Source organism: Flavobacterium arcticum, assembly GCF_003344925.1.
GTDB lineage: Bacteria > Bacteroidota > Bacteroidia > Flavobacteriales > Flavobacteriaceae > Flavobacterium > Flavobacterium arcticum.
Map to the genome: position 1 here is coordinate 2,901,730 of NZ_CP031188.1, position 14,992 is coordinate 2,916,721.

At 34.7% G+C, this 14,992-nt stretch carries 14 protein-coding genes; 8 read left to right on the plus strand and 6 right to left on the minus strand.

The genetic code is table 11. The features are described 5' to 3' along the window. The first annotated feature begins 5 nt into the window (after positions 1 to 5). From DVK85_RS13120 to DVK85_RS13140, 4 genes are all read left to right on the plus strand, one after another. A complete protein-coding gene (locus tag DVK85_RS13120; RefSeq protein WP_114678878.1) occupies positions 6 to 551 on the plus strand; it encodes an acyl-CoA thioesterase in 546 nt (181 codons plus the stop codon). Positions 552 to 616: 65 nt separating this feature from the next. Next, complete coding sequence (locus tag DVK85_RS13130; protein WP_240339586.1) at positions 617 to 1,714, plus strand: hypothetical protein; 1,098 nt, start codon at positions 617 to 619, stop codon at positions 1,712 to 1,714. Positions 1,715 to 1,847: 133 nt separating this feature from the next. After that, positions 1,848 to 2,945 (plus strand): hypothetical protein, encoded by a 1,098-nt coding sequence (locus tag DVK85_RS13135; RefSeq protein WP_114678881.1) that lies wholly within the window; start codon positions 1,848 to 1,850, stop codon positions 2,943 to 2,945. Between the two features lie 42 nt (positions 2,946 to 2,987). Continuing rightward, on the plus strand, positions 2,988 to 5,000 hold the full coding sequence (locus DVK85_RS13140; RefSeq protein ID WP_114678882.1) for an FG-GAP-like repeat-containing protein: 2,013 nt from the start codon (positions 2,988 to 2,990) through the stop codon (positions 4,998 to 5,000). 110 nt (positions 5,001 to 5,110) lie between these two features. On the opposite strand, the gene DVK85_RS13145 is transcribed toward DVK85_RS13140, so the two are convergent. From DVK85_RS13145 to rpmH, 3 genes are all read right to left on the minus strand, one after another. Further along, positions 5,111 to 5,686, minus strand: a complete 576-nt coding sequence (locus DVK85_RS13145; RefSeq protein WP_114678883.1) for a T9SS type A sorting domain-containing protein — start codon at positions 5,684 to 5,686, stop codon at positions 5,111 to 5,113. 389 nt (positions 5,687 to 6,075) lie between these two features. Next, positions 6,076 to 8,928, minus strand: a complete 2,853-nt coding sequence (gene carB, locus DVK85_RS13150) for a carbamoyl-phosphate synthase large subunit (RefSeq protein WP_114678884.1) — start codon at positions 8,926 to 8,928, stop codon at positions 6,076 to 6,078. A 164-nt stretch (positions 8,929 to 9,092) separates the two neighbouring features. After that, positions 9,093 to 9,254, minus strand: a complete 162-nt coding sequence (gene rpmH / locus DVK85_RS13155; RefSeq protein ID WP_091315350.1) for a 50S ribosomal protein L34 — start codon at positions 9,252 to 9,254, stop codon at positions 9,093 to 9,095. A gap of 170 nt (positions 9,255 to 9,424) precedes the next feature. On the opposite strand from rpmH, the gene DVK85_RS13160 reads away from it, so the two are divergent. Next, on the plus strand, positions 9,425 to 9,964 hold the full coding sequence (locus DVK85_RS13160) for a DUF2892 domain-containing protein (protein WP_114678885.1): 540 nt from the start codon (positions 9,425 to 9,427) through the stop codon (positions 9,962 to 9,964). Positions 9,965 to 10,000: 36 nt separating this feature from the next. On the opposite strand, the gene DVK85_RS13165 is transcribed toward DVK85_RS13160, so the two are convergent. Both DVK85_RS13165 and DVK85_RS13170 read right to left on the minus strand, forming a co-directional pair. After that, positions 10,001 to 10,924: a lytic transglycosylase domain-containing protein gene (locus DVK85_RS13165; protein WP_240339585.1), complete on the minus strand. Its 924-nt coding sequence runs from the start codon at positions 10,922 to 10,924 to the stop codon at positions 10,001 to 10,003. Positions 10,925 to 10,993: 69 nt separating this feature from the next. Continuing rightward, the gene (locus tag DVK85_RS13170; protein ID WP_114678886.1) at positions 10,994 to 11,656 is read right to left on the minus strand and encodes an alpha/beta hydrolase; all 663 of its coding nucleotides are present in this window, start codon (positions 11,654 to 11,656) and stop codon (positions 10,994 to 10,996) included. A 121-nt stretch (positions 11,657 to 11,777) separates the two neighbouring features. Here DVK85_RS13170 and DVK85_RS13175 point away from each other — a divergent pair, with 121 nt between their 5' ends. The 3 genes from DVK85_RS13175 to DVK85_RS13185 are packed head-to-tail and all read left to right on the plus strand — an operon-like array spanning position 11,778 to position 13,532. Continuing rightward, entirely contained in the window at positions 11,778 to 12,500 is a 723-nt protein-coding gene (locus DVK85_RS13175) for a pirin family protein (RefSeq protein WP_114678887.1), read from the plus strand. A gap of 7 nt (positions 12,501 to 12,507) precedes the next feature. Beyond that, positions 12,508 to 12,795, plus strand: coding sequence for a GNAT family N-acetyltransferase (locus DVK85_RS13180; protein WP_114678888.1), 288 nt, complete (start codon positions 12,508 to 12,510; stop codon positions 12,793 to 12,795). A 20-nt stretch (positions 12,796 to 12,815) separates the two neighbouring features. Further along, complete coding sequence (locus tag DVK85_RS13185) at positions 12,816 to 13,532, plus strand: 3-ketoacyl-ACP reductase (RefSeq protein ID WP_114678889.1); 717 nt, start codon at positions 12,816 to 12,818, stop codon at positions 13,530 to 13,532. A 111-nt stretch (positions 13,533 to 13,643) separates the two neighbouring features. Here DVK85_RS13185 and mtaB read toward each other — a convergent pair whose 3' ends face one another. Continuing rightward, positions 13,644 to 14,981, minus strand: a complete 1,338-nt coding sequence (gene mtaB, locus DVK85_RS13190) for a tRNA (N(6)-L-threonylcarbamoyladenosine(37)-C(2))-methylthiotransferase MtaB (RefSeq protein ID WP_114678890.1) — start codon at positions 14,979 to 14,981, stop codon at positions 13,644 to 13,646. Between the last annotated feature and the right edge of the window lie 11 nt (positions 14,982 to 14,992).

The window sequence follows — 14,992 nt, forward strand, 5'->3', positions numbered from 1 at the left end:
TAAAAATGAATAATAACTATAAAAAACTAACTACATCGCGAATAACAATATCCGAATTGATGTTACCCTCGCATACTAACTTTAGTGGTAAAATACACGGTGGGTACATCTTAGGCTTGATGGATCAAATCGCTTTCGCTTCAGCATCCAAATATTCGGGTAAATATTGTGTTACAGCGTCGGTAGATAAAGTAGATTTTTTAAACCCCATAGATGTAGGCGAACTAGTAACCATGAAAGCATCTGTAAATTATGTAGGCAATAGTTCTATGGTAGTGGGCATACGAGTAACATCCGAGAATATCCAAACTGGTAAAATTAAGCATTGTAATTCTTCTTACTTTACTATGGTAGCCAAAGATGAAAATGGCACTACTGTGAGTGTACCCCGTCCGCTTATAACATCTTTAGAAGAAGTCCGTCGTTTTCACAAAACATTAAAACGTATCAATTTCAGAAAACGTCACAATCAAAATCAAGAAAATTTCAACTATACTTCATCCGAAGCTTATGAAACATTAAAATCATTAAATGTAAAAGTTGACCTGTAATAAACTATAATACTACAATGTAGTTGTTAAATTATTTTATATTTGTCTTTACTATATTATAATTTATGAAACACAACTACTTTTTTAAGACACTTTTATTAGTTACACTTATAACTACACTATACTCTTGTGGTTCGGATGATTCTGATACATATACAGAAATTATACCCGAAGAAGAATCGCCTGTAGTATTAGACCTCAACGCTGTGCCCTATGCTAGTCTATCTGAATATAATTTTTTTGAAGGTGAACTAAAAAACTTACAACCTGTATATAAAGTTATTCCTTATGATATTAATAGCAGTCTTTTTACTGACTATGCAATTAAAAAGCGATTTATATGGATGCCAAAAGATGTACAAGCAAATTATACAACTGATAGAGAAGTACCTGTATTTCCTATAGGTACTGTACTCATAAAGAATTTTTATTATGATAATACTATTCCAAATAATACTACATATATAATAGAGACCCGATTAATGATAAAAAAAGCTGACGGGTGGGCTTTTGCTAATTATGTATGGAATGATGAACAAACAGAAGCATTATTAAGTACTCAGCGTGAAACAATTCGTATGTCTTGGAATCAAAACGGTACAGCTATAACTACTAATTACAAAACACCTTCTACAATAGATTGTGCCACCTGTCATACAATTAATAACGTCTATACACCTATAGGTGTAAAACCACAAAACCTCAACAAGATGTACACTTATAATGATGGTACAAAGAACCAGTTGAGCAAATGGATAGAAGAAGATTATCTTGATACTAAGCCTACAACCATAAATAGCACTGTAGATTGGGCTGATGCTTCGCAATCACTTGAGCTAAGAGTACGCTCTTACCTTGACATTAACTGTGCTCACTGCCATAGCACAGGTACATCATGCGATTATACCCCTATGGAACTATCCTTTTCACAATCAACAGTGCCCGAAAATCTTGGGATATGTAGAGAACCTATAGATTTTGTAACAGGCGATCAACAATATATTGTTTCAGGACAAGACATACAAGGGTCATTAATGCATTTCAGGATGAATACTAATATTCAAAGTGAAATGATGCCACCTGTAGGACGCACAATAGTACACCAAGAAGGGGTTGAACTTATTGAAGAGTGGATTAATAGCGTCGAAACTACATGCCCGTAACTCACTAAAAATTAAACTATTAATTTAAACTATTCTCAAAATAACAAAAGAAACTTTATATGTTAAAAAAAATAAAGTAGGGTTTTTTATTTTATATTTGTTACTATTGAATATAAAATTGTAAGATTAATACATGAAAAAGCATAATTACTTAAAAACTTTATTTTTTTTAACCCTTTTTTCAACATTAACTTCTTGCGGAACGGATGACGGTGATACTTATACCGAAATACTAGATCCTGTGTCGCCAGTAGTAGTAGATATTAGTGCCGTACCTTATACAAAGTTATCGGAATATAAATTTTATGAAGGCGACCTTAAAAATATGGAACCTGCTTATAAGGTATTACCATATGACCTAAATAGTGCTCTTTTTACTGACTATGCTCACAAAAAAAGATTTATATGGATGCCCGAAGGCGAAAAAGCTACTTATAATGGAGATGAAACCATACTAGATTTCCCTACTAGAACAGTTATAATTAAAAATTTTTATTATGAAAATGTGCTACCCGATAATAGCACACGCATAATAGAAACAAGATTAATGATAAAAAAAGATAGTGGATGGATATTTGCCGATTATGTATGGAATGATGAACAAACAGAAGCCTATCTTGATCTTGAAGGAAGTTTTACAGATATAAGCTGGATAGAAAATGGAGTGGAAAAAAGCTCCACATACAGAATTCCTTCAGAATCAGAATGTCTTACTTGCCATAAAAACGGAAATGCTCCAATACCTATTGGACCTAAACCGCAAAATATGAACAAGATGTTCAACTATAGTGATGGCACTGCCAATCAATTAAGTAAATGGATTGAGGAAGGCTACCTTCAAGATAATCTTCCTGCTGAAATAACCAGTACTATAGACTGGACAGATATTTCTCAGCCCTTAGAATTGAGAGTACGCTCATATATGGATATTAATTGTGCTCACTGCCATGCAGAAGGCGCTCATTGTGATTATATGCCAATGAGACTTGCATTTAGCGAAACAACTAAAGCTATTAATATGGGAGTATGTGTAGAACCATTTGAATTTATAAGCACATCATATCCACATATAATAGCCAAACAAAAAATTGAAAACTCTGTAATGTACTACAGACTTAGTACCACTAACGAATCAGAACGTATGCCTATGCTAGGTAGATCTATAGTTCATGAAGAAGGACTTCAACTATTTGGAGATTGGATTAATAATATGGACGGGACTTGTCCATAAAAAATAAAATTAACTAACAGCTAAAATTAACCCTAACTAATTATGAAAAAAATATTTACTTTATTAATTACAGGATTGGGCATAGTAAACCTTACTGCCCAAAACACTTGTGCAACTGCACAGCCAGCAACAATAGGTATAAACAATGTATCTTATGCTGATGGAAGCGAGGTACCGTTACCCATATGTATAGGTGGTACTAATAATGAGGTTACAAAGGGCGCATGGTATACTTATAGTAGCACAGAGATACTTAATATTACAATAAGTACTGATCCTGAAGGTTTCCCTATATTAGACACCCGTGTACATATATACACAGGAGATTGTGACAACCTTATATGTGAAGCTGGAGATGACGATAGTGGCGAAGGCTACTCATCTGTAGTAGAATTTACCGCACAACCTGATGTACTTTATTATATTTCTTTTGATAATTACTGGGACAGCAATGATTTTGTTTTTGAAGTTGAAGAATCAGAGTATATTGCTCCTATGTTTGAAGCTGTAAGCCTAGAAGGTATTACAGGGCAATACATTATGTGCGTTGCAGACATGAATGGCGACTATCTTGATGATATTGCCGTACCTGGATCAGGATCTATAACTATGTTATACCAAAATACTGATGGCACTTTTAATGGGAATCTAGTAGGTGCTGATAACACACCATACATGCCAGGCTGGAGTCTTGCTGCTGGAGATTATGACGGAAATGGTTATAATGACCTATTATATGGCTCAGGTAGCGGTGCAACAATAATGCTTGCTAATGAAGACGGTAGTGCTTATACAGCCATGATATCGCCTCAATCTATATTTTCACAACGTACAAACTTTGTTGATCTTAACAACGATGGTAATCTAGATGCCTTTGTATGTCATGATGTAGAGCCTAATGTATATTTTTTAAATGATGGTGACAGTAGTTTTGAATTTATTCAAGGCGGAATTGGCGATTATATTACAGGAGGAAACTATGGTTCTATATGGGTAGATTATGACAATGATGGCGACCCTGACTTGTTTATTGCAAAATGTAGAGGTGGTGGTGATGACGCTGGTATAAACGAATTACATAGAAATGATGGTGACGGAGTATTTACCAATGTAAGTATCGAAGCTGGTATGGCAGATATTGTACAAACATGGTCAACAGCTTTTGGTGATTTTGATAACGATGGTGATATGGATGCTATGGTAGGAGCTAACTCTACTTCTCATGGTACACATAAGTTAATGATTAATAACAACGATGGCACTTTTAGTGACTCGACAGAAGGTTCTGGTTTTGATACATTTAATCAATATGGTAGAGAACATATTACACATGACTTTAATAATGATGGTTTTCTAGACGTAATGGGTGGAGGCACTTTTATAATGTTTAATAACGGAGATATGACTTTTACACCCGTTAATACTGGTAGTGCAGTAGTAGGAGCTATAGGTGACCTTAATGATGATGGTTTTCTTGATATCTTAAATGGTAATAAAATCATGATGAATGGTGGTAACGATAATAACTGGCTAAAAATACACCTAGAAGGAACAGATAGTAATAAAAACGGTATAGGTGCACGTGTAGAAATTTACGGAAGTGGTGATGTTTGGCAAAAGCAAATTCGTGATGTGCGTAGTGGTGACGGTTTCCGTTATATGAGTTCGCTTAATACTCATTTCGGGCTTGGGCAAACTGATGAAATAGACCAAGTTGTTATAAAATGGCCTTCTGGAATTATCGATATTATTGAAAACCCAACTATTAATGAGTCTTTAATGGTAGTAGAAGGTTCTACGCTTGGCATAAACAATGTGAGTAGCACAATATTTAATATATACCCTAACCCTGTAAAAGATGTAATACAGTTTAGTACAAATGAAAATATATCAATAACCAATGCTTATGTTTATGATATCTCTGGAAGACTGATAACTACACAGGCTGTATCTACTACAAGCATACCTGTACAACACCTATCGGCAGGTACTTATATATTAATACTTAAAGATGCAAGTGGCAAACATTACTCATCGAAAATCGTTAAAGAATAAACAACTTGATTTAATATTAATAAACTACAGTTTCTTGCTTTATTAATTAATAAACAAAAAGCCTGCTCTTAATAATTAAGAGCAGGCTTTCTTTCAAAAAACACATCCATTTATTTTTTTACAATCGTAATATTTTTTAATGCTCCTGCACTATTTACTGTAACAATATAAGTACCTGCATTAAAAGAGTCCATATATAACTTTACAGTAGAAGTATCAGCAGTATTAGTCATAATAACTCTTCCTGTCATATCATAAACAGTAACTTTGTTTATAACGCTACCAGAAGTTATCGTTAAAACATCAGTAACAGGGTTAGGATAATAGCTAAAATCAATAAGCTTATCATCTATTATTGCAGCAACACTTTGTACTGTAATAGTACCTTGCATTGTAGGGTGAAAAGAACAAGCATAGTCAGTACTCCCCTCATTTGTAAAAGTATGAGAATACTCTTCACCATTTCCTGTAATTGTACCGCTATCAAAAGATTCAGCACCACCTGATTGACTTGTTACAGTATGAGGTGATGCATCTCCCCATATCCATTTAACAGTATCTCCAGAGTCGATAGTCATTGTTGCCTCGGCAGAAGGCACTCCCATAAACCAGCTTATCATATGTGTAGTTTGTGCATTAACACTTGTAGCTACTAATGCTACTACTAATAGTAATTTTGTTTTCATAACAGTTATTTTAATTGATTATACTATACAAAGTAATTGTATAAATAAATATAAAAGAGTAGTTATTTAGAATTGGAGTACTATCAATTAGTATTCGCGAGGTATAAACCAGTATTTGTTTTTAGAGATACTTTAGGTAATTGAATAAACCTTGTTAAAGCAAAGTATCCATTATACTACTAACTCTCGATATTATATAAAATCAGTACACTAAATTTACTGGAAAAATAGTGGCAACAGGTACTATTGCAACTAATGAAATAGCTATTGATAAACTATCTAACGGGATCTATATTTTAAAAATAGGAGAAAGAAAATCGATTAAGTTTATTAAAGAATAACTCCTGAAATTATAAAAATAAAAAAGCCCCGAAAGGGGCTTTTTTATTTTATCTGCTCAAGTACATTTTTCTTCGTGAGTACAGCTCGTAGAACTGGTCGTCTTTCAAGTCCTCTATAAACAGGATACTTTCACCTGTACTCTTCATTTCAGGTCCAAGTTTTTTATTCACACCTGGAAACTTGTTGAAAGAGAATACTGGTTGCTTAATTGCATATCCTTTAAGCTGTGGGTTAAACGTAAAGTCTTTTACTTTTTTATCGCCCAGCATTACTTTAGTAGCATAGTTTACATACGGTTCGCCATACGCCTTAGCGATAAACGGTACAGTACGTGATGCTCTTGGATTAGCTTCTATAATATAAACCGTATCGTCTTTTACAGCAAACTGTATATTGATAAGTCCTACTGTTTTAAGTGCTAATGCAATCTTTTTAGTATGGTCTTTTATTTGCTGCATTACAAACTCCCCAAGATTAAATGGTGGTAATGTAGCATTACTATCGCCAGAGTGTACTCCACAAGGCTCTATATGTTCCATAATACCAATGATGTAAACATCTTCGCCATCACATATAGCATCTGCCTCAGCCTCTATAGCGCCATCAAGATAATGATCTAACAGTAGCTTATTACCTGGTATATTTTTCAATAGATCAATAACATGCTCTTCTAGTTCTTGCTTGTTAATAACAATTTTCATTCCCTGACCTCCTAATACATACGAAGGACGTACTAATAATGGGAAATCAAGCTCATCCGAAAGCTTTACAGCTTCTTCTGCACTCTCTGCTACACCAAACTTAGGGAATGGTATATTTAGATTTGATAATAGCTCAGAGAAACGCCCTCTGTCCTCAGCAAGGTCTAGTGCATCATAGCTTGTACCTAATATCTTGATACCATATCTATCTAACTTCTCTGCTAGTTTAAGTGCTGTTTGTCCTCCAAGCTGAACAATAACACCTTCAGGCTTTTCATGACGGATAATATCATATATATGTTCCCAGAATACAGGTTCAAAATAAAGTTTATCGGCTGTATCAAAATCAGTCGATACTGTTTCAGGGTTACAGTTTATCATTATAGTTTCATAACCACACTCTGAGGCTGCAAGCACACCGTGTACGCAAGAATAATCAAACTCAATACCCTGTCCTATTCGGTTAGGTCCTGAACCTAATACTATAACTTTTTTCTTATCAGTAACAATACTTTCGTTATGTACATAACGTGTACCATCTGGTCTTTCTATCTCTGCTTCAAATGTAGAGTAATAGTATGGTGTTTTCGCCGTAAACTCAGCAGCACAAGTATCTACTAGCTTGTACACGCGCTTCACTCCCATTTCTTCACGCTTGTTATAAACCTGACTTTCAAGGCAGCCCATCATGTGGGCAATTTGCCTGTCGGCAAAACCTTTTTGTTTTGCTTCAAGTAATAACTCTTTTGGTAATGTATCTATTTTAAAATTAGATATTTCTTTTTCTAATAGATAAAGCTCTTCATACTGACGTAAGAACCACATATCTATTTTAGTAATTTCATGTATGCGACTCAACGGGATACCCATTTGTATTGCATCATAAATTACAAATACCCTATCCCAACTTGCGTGGGTTAATTTATCAATAACTTGTTCATAATTGGTATATCCTTTACCATCGGCTCCAAGACCGTTACGCTTAATTTCTAGCGACTGGGTAGCTTTGTGCAATGCTTCTTGGAACGAACGCCCAATACCCATTACCTCTCCTACCGATTTCATTTGAAGTCCTAATGTTCTATCGGCTCCTTCAAATTTATCAAAGTTCCAACGTGGTATTTTTACAATAACATAATCTAATGTAGGCTCAAATAAAGCCGATGTAGATTTTGTTATTTGATTTTCTAATTCATCAAGATGGTAGCCCAATGCCAGTTTAGATGCTATTTTTGCAATAGGATATCCTGTAGCTTTTGATGCTAGTGCCGATGAGCGTGATACCCTCGGGTTAATCTCAATGGCAACAATATCTTCTTTTTCATCTGGGCTTACAGCAAACTGCACATTACACCCTCCGGCAAAGTTACCAATGCTACGCATCATTTTGATTGCCATATCTCTCATTTTCTGATAGGTAGTATCAGATAAGGTCATGGCAGGTGCTACCGTTATACTATCTCCTGTATGGATACCCATAGGATCCATATTTTCGATAGAACAAATAATAACAACGTTATCATTTTTATCTCGAAGTAGCTCTAATTCATATTCTTTCCAGCCCAATAAGGCTTTGTCTATAAGTACCTCGTGTATAGGTGAAGACTCAAGACCAAAGGTAAGTAGGTCGTCAAATTCTTCTTTATTATGTACAAATGCGGCTCCAGAGCCACCTAATGTAAATGATGGACGAATTACTAAAGGAAAACCAAACTCTTGCGCGATTTCTTTTCCTTTCAAGAAAGAATTAGCAATTTTAGCAGGAGCAGCAGGTATTCCTATTTTTTGTAGTAATTGTTTAAACTGCTCTCTATCTTCAGTTATATTTATGGCATTTACATCCACTCCTATAAGTCTTACATTAAAGTCTGCCCATATACCTTTTTCTTCTGCCTCAAGGCAAAGGTTAAGTGCTGTTTGTCCTCCCATAGTAGGTAGTACAGCATCGATATTTGGGTGTGCCTTTAATATCTCAATAATAGATTTTGTAGTAAGTGGTTTCAAGTATACATGATCTGCCATCGATGGGTCGGTCATAATCGTTGCAGGATTCGAGTTAATAAGTATTACCTCTATACCTTCTTCTCTTATAGAACGTGCCGCTTGTGAACCAGCATAATCAAACTCGCAGGCCTGCCCGATAACGATTGGACCTGAACCAATAATTAAAATAGATTTAATAGAATTGTCTTTCGGCATTGTTGTGTGTAGTTGTAGTTATATATTGAAGTTGTGCAAATTTACTATTTATTTTAAAAAAAATCCCCTTTATTCTGACAGCTATCAGTAGGAGAAATCTTTACAGGGTATAAAAAAAGGCGTTACTAAAATAAGTAACACCTTTATTATGTTTAAAAAAAACATTATTTTTTATGTCTTGGTTCACAAGAAACAGTAAGTTTATGTCTTCCTTTAGCTCTTCTGCGAGCAAGCACTTTTCTACCATTTGGAGAGGACATCCTATCCATAAAACCGTGCTTATTTCTTCTTTTTCTTTTCGATGGCTGAAATGTTCTCTTACTCATTACGTTGTATCTTTAAAATCTTTTATTGAATATCTTATCGAGGTATACGGAATACCGCTATTCCAAAACCGAGTGCAAATATACAAACCTTTTTTTTACACACAAGTGCTTTTATAAAAATATTTTTAATTCATTTTATTACCTTTGCACCACAAATTTATATAACTATCATGTTCAATAAAAACATTAAGCTTGTGCTTGCTGCACTGGTAATTATAACTGCAGTATGGCAATTTACAGAAAAAAATATAGGTAACGGCATTTTCTTATTACTCCTTTCGGGAATTTTTATACTATTATATTATAAAAATGAGATGATTTTAATGGCTTTCTTAAAGTTAAGAAAACAAGATTTTGACGGTGCTAAAAAATTACTCGATAAAATAAAGAACCCTCAAGCATCATTAGTAAGAAAGCAAGAAGGGTATTACAATTACCTTAACGGGCTTATGTTATCGCAAACCAACTTAACGCAAGCGGAGAAATACCTTAAAAAAGCTGTTGCTCTTGGACTTAATATGGATCAGGATATGGCAATGGCAAAACTTAACCTTGCAGGTATAGCAATTACTAAAAACCGAAAAGTAGAAGCTACAAGTTTACTTAATGAAGCTAAGAAACTGGACAAACAAAACATGCTGAAAGATCAAATAACAATGATGAAACAGCAACTTAAAAAGGGACCGCAAACACAGCAAAGAAGATATTAAATAAAAAAGCCGCCTCATATGAGGCGGCTTTTTTATTTAATATCCCGATAGCGGAATCTCTATATTATATTCTTTACCCGACGCTACATTCAGTTTCCTGTCGCGCATCCATGGGTTGTGTATTTTTAATATCTTATAATTTATTCCCTGTTCTTTAGCAAATACTGCTAAATCTGATATTGATGATGTTACTGCTACATCTTTTACTGGAAGTACAGGATACATATCCTCTGGTAAAAGGTGAAAGTTATATTTAGATGGGTCTATCATAACTTGTTTTAAAGCTAATATCCTAAATACATAGCGCGAAGTCTCATCATTTAAAAGTAGATCATAATAATCATCTACCCCCTGAAATGTTAGTTGCCTGTTAACCCCGGTAAGTCCTGCATTATAAGATGCTGCTGCTAACGTCCAAGAACCTAATTTCTCTTTTGCATTTAATAGATATTTACATGCTGCTTCTGTAGATTTTTCTAAATGATAACGCTCATCTACAAGGTCGTTAATTTCTAAACCATATTGTTTTCCCGTTTCGGGCATAAACTGCCATACACCCCGTGCTCCAGCAGGTGAAACTGCATTCACCAATCCGCTTTCTGCAACAGCAAGATATTTAAAATCGTCAGGTACACCATTTTTCTTTAATATAGGTTCAATAATTGTAAAAGCCCTATTAGCACGTTTTATAATAATTTGAGTTGTAGCATGCAGGTTAGCATTTACAAGTAATTCTCTATCAAACCTTTCTTTTACATCGGCAACATCCAAAGGTGTAACCTCTCCTGCAAAATCAATTTTAGAAGGAAAATAAAAACTTGACACATTTTTTTCCTCCTCAATTTTTTCTGATGTTTTGGTCGAAACAGCATTTATAAGTATTCCGCTTACCAACACTACCGATGCTATAACACCCACTTTCTTACCCCATTCCATAACGTCTTTCTTTTTATAATTCATAGTACAGCATATTTAAGGAAATAGCACAGCCATTACCTGTTTGTAAAGCTACAAAAATGACACCAAATACTACGATGCTGTAATAATTTTAGGAAGATTTTCATTAAACCATTTTACCTTATTAATTATCATAATATGAGTACCATTTTGCAGGGGTATATAGTCTTTTAAATATTGTGGCGGAAAAACACCATCAGCAGTACCATGAATATGAACTACATTATCATTAGGGGCTACCCTATCCCAAAGTATTATAGTTCTAAAAGCCCAATCGAGATATTTTTTATCTCTTACAGACAAAAATTTCTCATACAACCTTAATCGTTTCGCAATAAAGCTATTACCTTTAGCAAAACGTGCCAACCAGTCAACTCGTTCCATAAGAGCTGTAGGGAAAACATTGTAAGCTCTTACAAGTTTAGCAAAACGCATTCTACGCGGAAACTCAGCATTACATTTTACACTAGATACGATAATTACTTTTCTTGTTGGTATCACTTCTGCTATTTCCTGCACCAATACCCCACCGAAAGAAACCCCTATTAAAACAGGGTTTTTGTGTACTATGTTTTTAGAGATTCGTTTGGCATAGTGTGATAAAGACTCTTGCGCTTCAGGCAATAACCATTCAAGAAAAAACATTTCAAATTTATCTTCGGGAAGCTTTATATTTTCAAAAATAACAGGACTCGCAGCTAGTCCTGGCATAAAATAAACAGGAATTTTTTCCATTTTATTATTGGGTTTTAACGCTCCCTCACGCTATTTGTCGATTTTTATTACGAAATTTGTATAAAGTTAAAATTTTTATCCCACTTCGAGCGTTCATATAATCTTAATTTATCAATAAATTATGAAGTCACGATTGTTTCCTAAAAGTGAAAGAGGTACTGCCGATTTCGGGTGGCTACAAGCCAACTTTTCGTTTTCTTTCGGTAACTACTATAATCCTGACATGGTACAGTTTGGTATGCTACGTGTATTGAATGATGATACTATTGCTGCAGGAATGGGTTTTGGGACACACCCTCATGATAATATGGAAATTATAACCATACCACTACAAGGAGGACTTACACATCGTGACAGTATGGGTAACGAAGCTACTGTTAGCTTTGGCGAAGTACAGGTTATGAGCGCTGGCACTGGTATACAACACTCTGAGATGAATGCCAGCCAAACAGAAGCTGCAAAAACACTTCAATTGTGGGTTTTTCCTGATAAACAAGATGTAACACCCCGATATGATCAAAAAAGTTTTGATCTAGAGAAAAACAATAACACTTTTGTTAACATTGTAGCTCCACAAGGCAAAAATAATGATAATGCTTTATGGATACATCAACAAGCATACCTACACATAGGAATATTTGATACTGGGCAAAAAATAACACATAACATAATGATGCCTGCCAATGGCGTCTATTTATTCTTGATAGAGGGTGAAATAGAAATTGATGGGCAAATTATTAAAGAACGTGATGCTTATGGCGCAATAGAACTCGACAGCCTTACAATTGAAATAAAAAAAGCTTCTAAAATAGTACTGATAGAAGTACCAATGACGCATAATTAAAAAAACTATGGAAATTAGAGACAACCAATTTCAGAGACAGTTTGAAACAACAGTAAATGATAATGTAATATTATCCGTAGAATACTCTTTGCAAGAACGAAAAATATTTCTTACCCGCATTAATACCCCTGAAGGGTTTGAGGAGGAAGATGTGGTTAATGAATTTCTTAAAGAAATACTTGAAATCGCCGAAGAAAAAAGATTAAAAGTAGTACCTGTGCACCCAAAAGTAGCTGCTTTTTTTAAGAAAAACCCTCAGTATAAAGAATTGCTACCACCAGGCATTAGAATATAAAAACAATAAATAAATACAGAATGCAAAGTTTAAAAGGAAAAAATGCACTTATAACAGGTGCAGGTAAAGGTATAGGTAAAGCTGTAGCATTAGCTTTGGCTAACGAAGGTGTAAATATTATACTACTTTCACGTACTAAAAACAGTCTTGAAGAAGTAGCGACAGCAGTAGAAAAAACTGGTGTAAAAGCATTTGTAGTAACAGCAGATGTAGCCGATATTAATGCTGTAAATGACGCCGTTAGTAAAGCTTTAGCAGCGTTTGGTTCTATAGACATTTTAATTAACAATGCTGGTATTGGTAAGTTTGGTAAGTTTCTAGATTTAGACCCTACAGACTGGGAGGGTATTATAAAAACTAACCTAATGGGAGTATATTATACTACTCGTGCTGTACTACCTGGTATGATAAAACAACAAGGTGGCGATATTATAAATATATCATCTACAGCAGGACAAAAAGGTAATGCTGCTACAAGTGCTTATAGTGCATCTAAATTTGGTGTTATGGGCTTAACAGAGTCTTTAATGCAAGAGGTAAGAAAACACAACATAAGAGTAACAGCCTTAACTCCTAGCACTGTAGCTACAGATATGGCTATTGACTTAAACTTAACAGACGGAAACCCCGAAAGCGTAATGCAAGCTGAAGATATTGCCGAAGTAATTATAGCGCAGTTAAAGCTAAACAAAAGAGTATTTATAAAAGAAAGCGGAATTTGGTCTACTAACCCATAACCTAAATTCTTATTTATATAAAAAAATAGAGGACACGTAATGTCCTCTATTTTTTTATAATTTAATCTCAAATCTCTCTCACTTAAAACGTACAAGTAACTGTATAACAGTTTATCCTAAAAATACAGGCTCTTTTACAAACTCCATCCTTACTATACCATCATCATCTATCTTGGTAAGTTTTATTTCGTGAAGCGTATTTACCAGTTCAGGATTCCAAGGCGTTTTTACCTTTACATAGTTTTCGGTAAAACCATGAATGTAACCTTCTTTATTCTCTCCTTCAAATAATACAGTACGAGTGCTACCCAACTGAGCTTCATAAAAAGCTCTACGTTTTTTAACCGATAGTCCACGAAGCATTTTACTACGTTTACTACGCACATTCATAGGGACTACACCATCCATTTCGGCAGCAGGAGTATTATCTCTTTCGCTATATGTAAATACATGTAGGTAAGATATATCCATACTATTCAAGTAGTTGTACGTCTCTAAAAAATGCTCGTCAGTTTCCCCTGGGAAACCAACAATAACATCTACACCTATGCAGGCATGAGGCATTACTTCGCGTGTTTTTGCTACACGCTCAGTATATACTTCGCGCATATAGCGACGGCGCATTAACTTCAATATCTCGTTACTACCAGATTGTAATGGTATATGGAAATGTGGTACAAATGTTCTACTCTTAGATACAAAATCAATTGTCTCATTTTTTAGTAAATTAGGCTCTATAGACGATATTCTTAAACGCTCTATCCCCTCTACTTCATCTAATGCCTGTACCAGTTCATAAAAAGTATGCTCATGCTTTTTATTACCAAACTCGCCTTTACCATAGTCGCCTATATTTACCCCAGTAAGAACAATCTCTTTAATACCTTTCTGCGATATTTCAGAAGCATTATTAAGTACATTTTGTAGTGTATCACTACGCGAAATACCACGCGCTAATGGAATAGTACAGTATGTACATTTATAATCGCATCCATCCTGCACTTTCAGGAAAGCACGAGTACGATCGCCAATAGAGTAGCTGCCTACATAAAAATCAGCCTCCGATATTTCGCATGAGTGTACCTCACCCATATCATTTTTAGACAAATCATTTATATAATCGGTAAGTTTAAATTTTTCAGTCGCACCTAAAACAAGATCTACACCATCAACAGCTGCAAGTTGTTCTGGTTTTAATTGTGCATAGCACCCCACAGCAGCTACAAAAGCCTTATCATTCTTCTTTAGCGCTTTTTTAACTACCTGTTTAAACTGCTTATCGGCATTCTCTGTAACCGAGCAAGTGTTTATAACATAAATATCTGCAGCATCTTCAAAATCAACACGATCGAAACCTTCATCTTGAAAATTTCGGGCAATAGTAGATGTTTCTGAAAAATTCAGTTTACATCCCAGCGTATAAAAAGCAACTTTTTTCTTGTTTTCCATTCTCTAAGCTT

Excerpts from the sequence above, each read along its gene's own strand:
- DVK85_RS13180 (WP_114678888.1), top strand. The coding sequence starts at position 12,508 with ATGGAAATTAGAGACAACCAATTTCAGAGACAGTTTGAAACAACAGTA.
- DVK85_RS13140 (WP_114678882.1), top strand. The coding sequence starts at position 2,988 with ATGAAAAAAATATTTACTTTATTAATTACAGGATTGGGCATAGTAAAC.
- carB (WP_114678884.1), bottom strand. The coding sequence starts at position 8,928 with ATGCCGAAAGACAATTCTATTAAATCTATTTTAATTATTGGTTCAGGT.
- DVK85_RS13185 (WP_114678889.1), top strand. The coding sequence starts at position 12,816 with ATGCAAAGTTTAAAAGGAAAAAATGCACTTATAACAGGTGCAGGTAAA.
- rpmH (WP_091315350.1), bottom strand. The coding sequence starts at position 9,254 with ATGAGTAAGAGAACATTTCAGCCATCGAAAAGAAAAAGAAGAAATAAG.
- DVK85_RS13160 (WP_114678885.1), top strand. The coding sequence starts at position 9,425 with ATGTTCAATAAAAACATTAAGCTTGTGCTTGCTGCACTGGTAATTATA.
- DVK85_RS13165 (WP_240339585.1), bottom strand. The coding sequence starts at position 10,924 with ATGAATTATAAAAAGAAAGACGTTATGGAATGGGGTAAGAAAGTGGGT.
- DVK85_RS13175 (WP_114678887.1), top strand. The coding sequence starts at position 11,778 with ATGAAGTCACGATTGTTTCCTAAAAGTGAAAGAGGTACTGCCGATTTC.
- DVK85_RS13145 (WP_114678883.1), bottom strand. The coding sequence starts at position 5,686 with ATGAAAACAAAATTACTATTAGTAGTAGCATTAGTAGCTACAAGTGTT.
- DVK85_RS13130 (WP_240339586.1), top strand. The coding sequence starts at position 617 with ATGAAACACAACTACTTTTTTAAGACACTTTTATTAGTTACACTTATA.
- DVK85_RS13120 (WP_114678878.1), top strand. The coding sequence starts at position 6 with ATGAATAATAACTATAAAAAACTAACTACATCGCGAATAACAATATCC.
- mtaB (WP_114678890.1), bottom strand. The coding sequence starts at position 14,981 with ATGGAAAACAAGAAAAAAGTTGCTTTTTATACGCTGGGATGTAAACTG.
- DVK85_RS13170 (WP_114678886.1), bottom strand. The coding sequence starts at position 11,656 with ATGGAAAAAATTCCTGTTTATTTTATGCCAGGACTAGCTGCGAGTCCT.
- DVK85_RS13135 (WP_114678881.1), top strand. The coding sequence starts at position 1,848 with ATGAAAAAGCATAATTACTTAAAAACTTTATTTTTTTTAACCCTTTTT.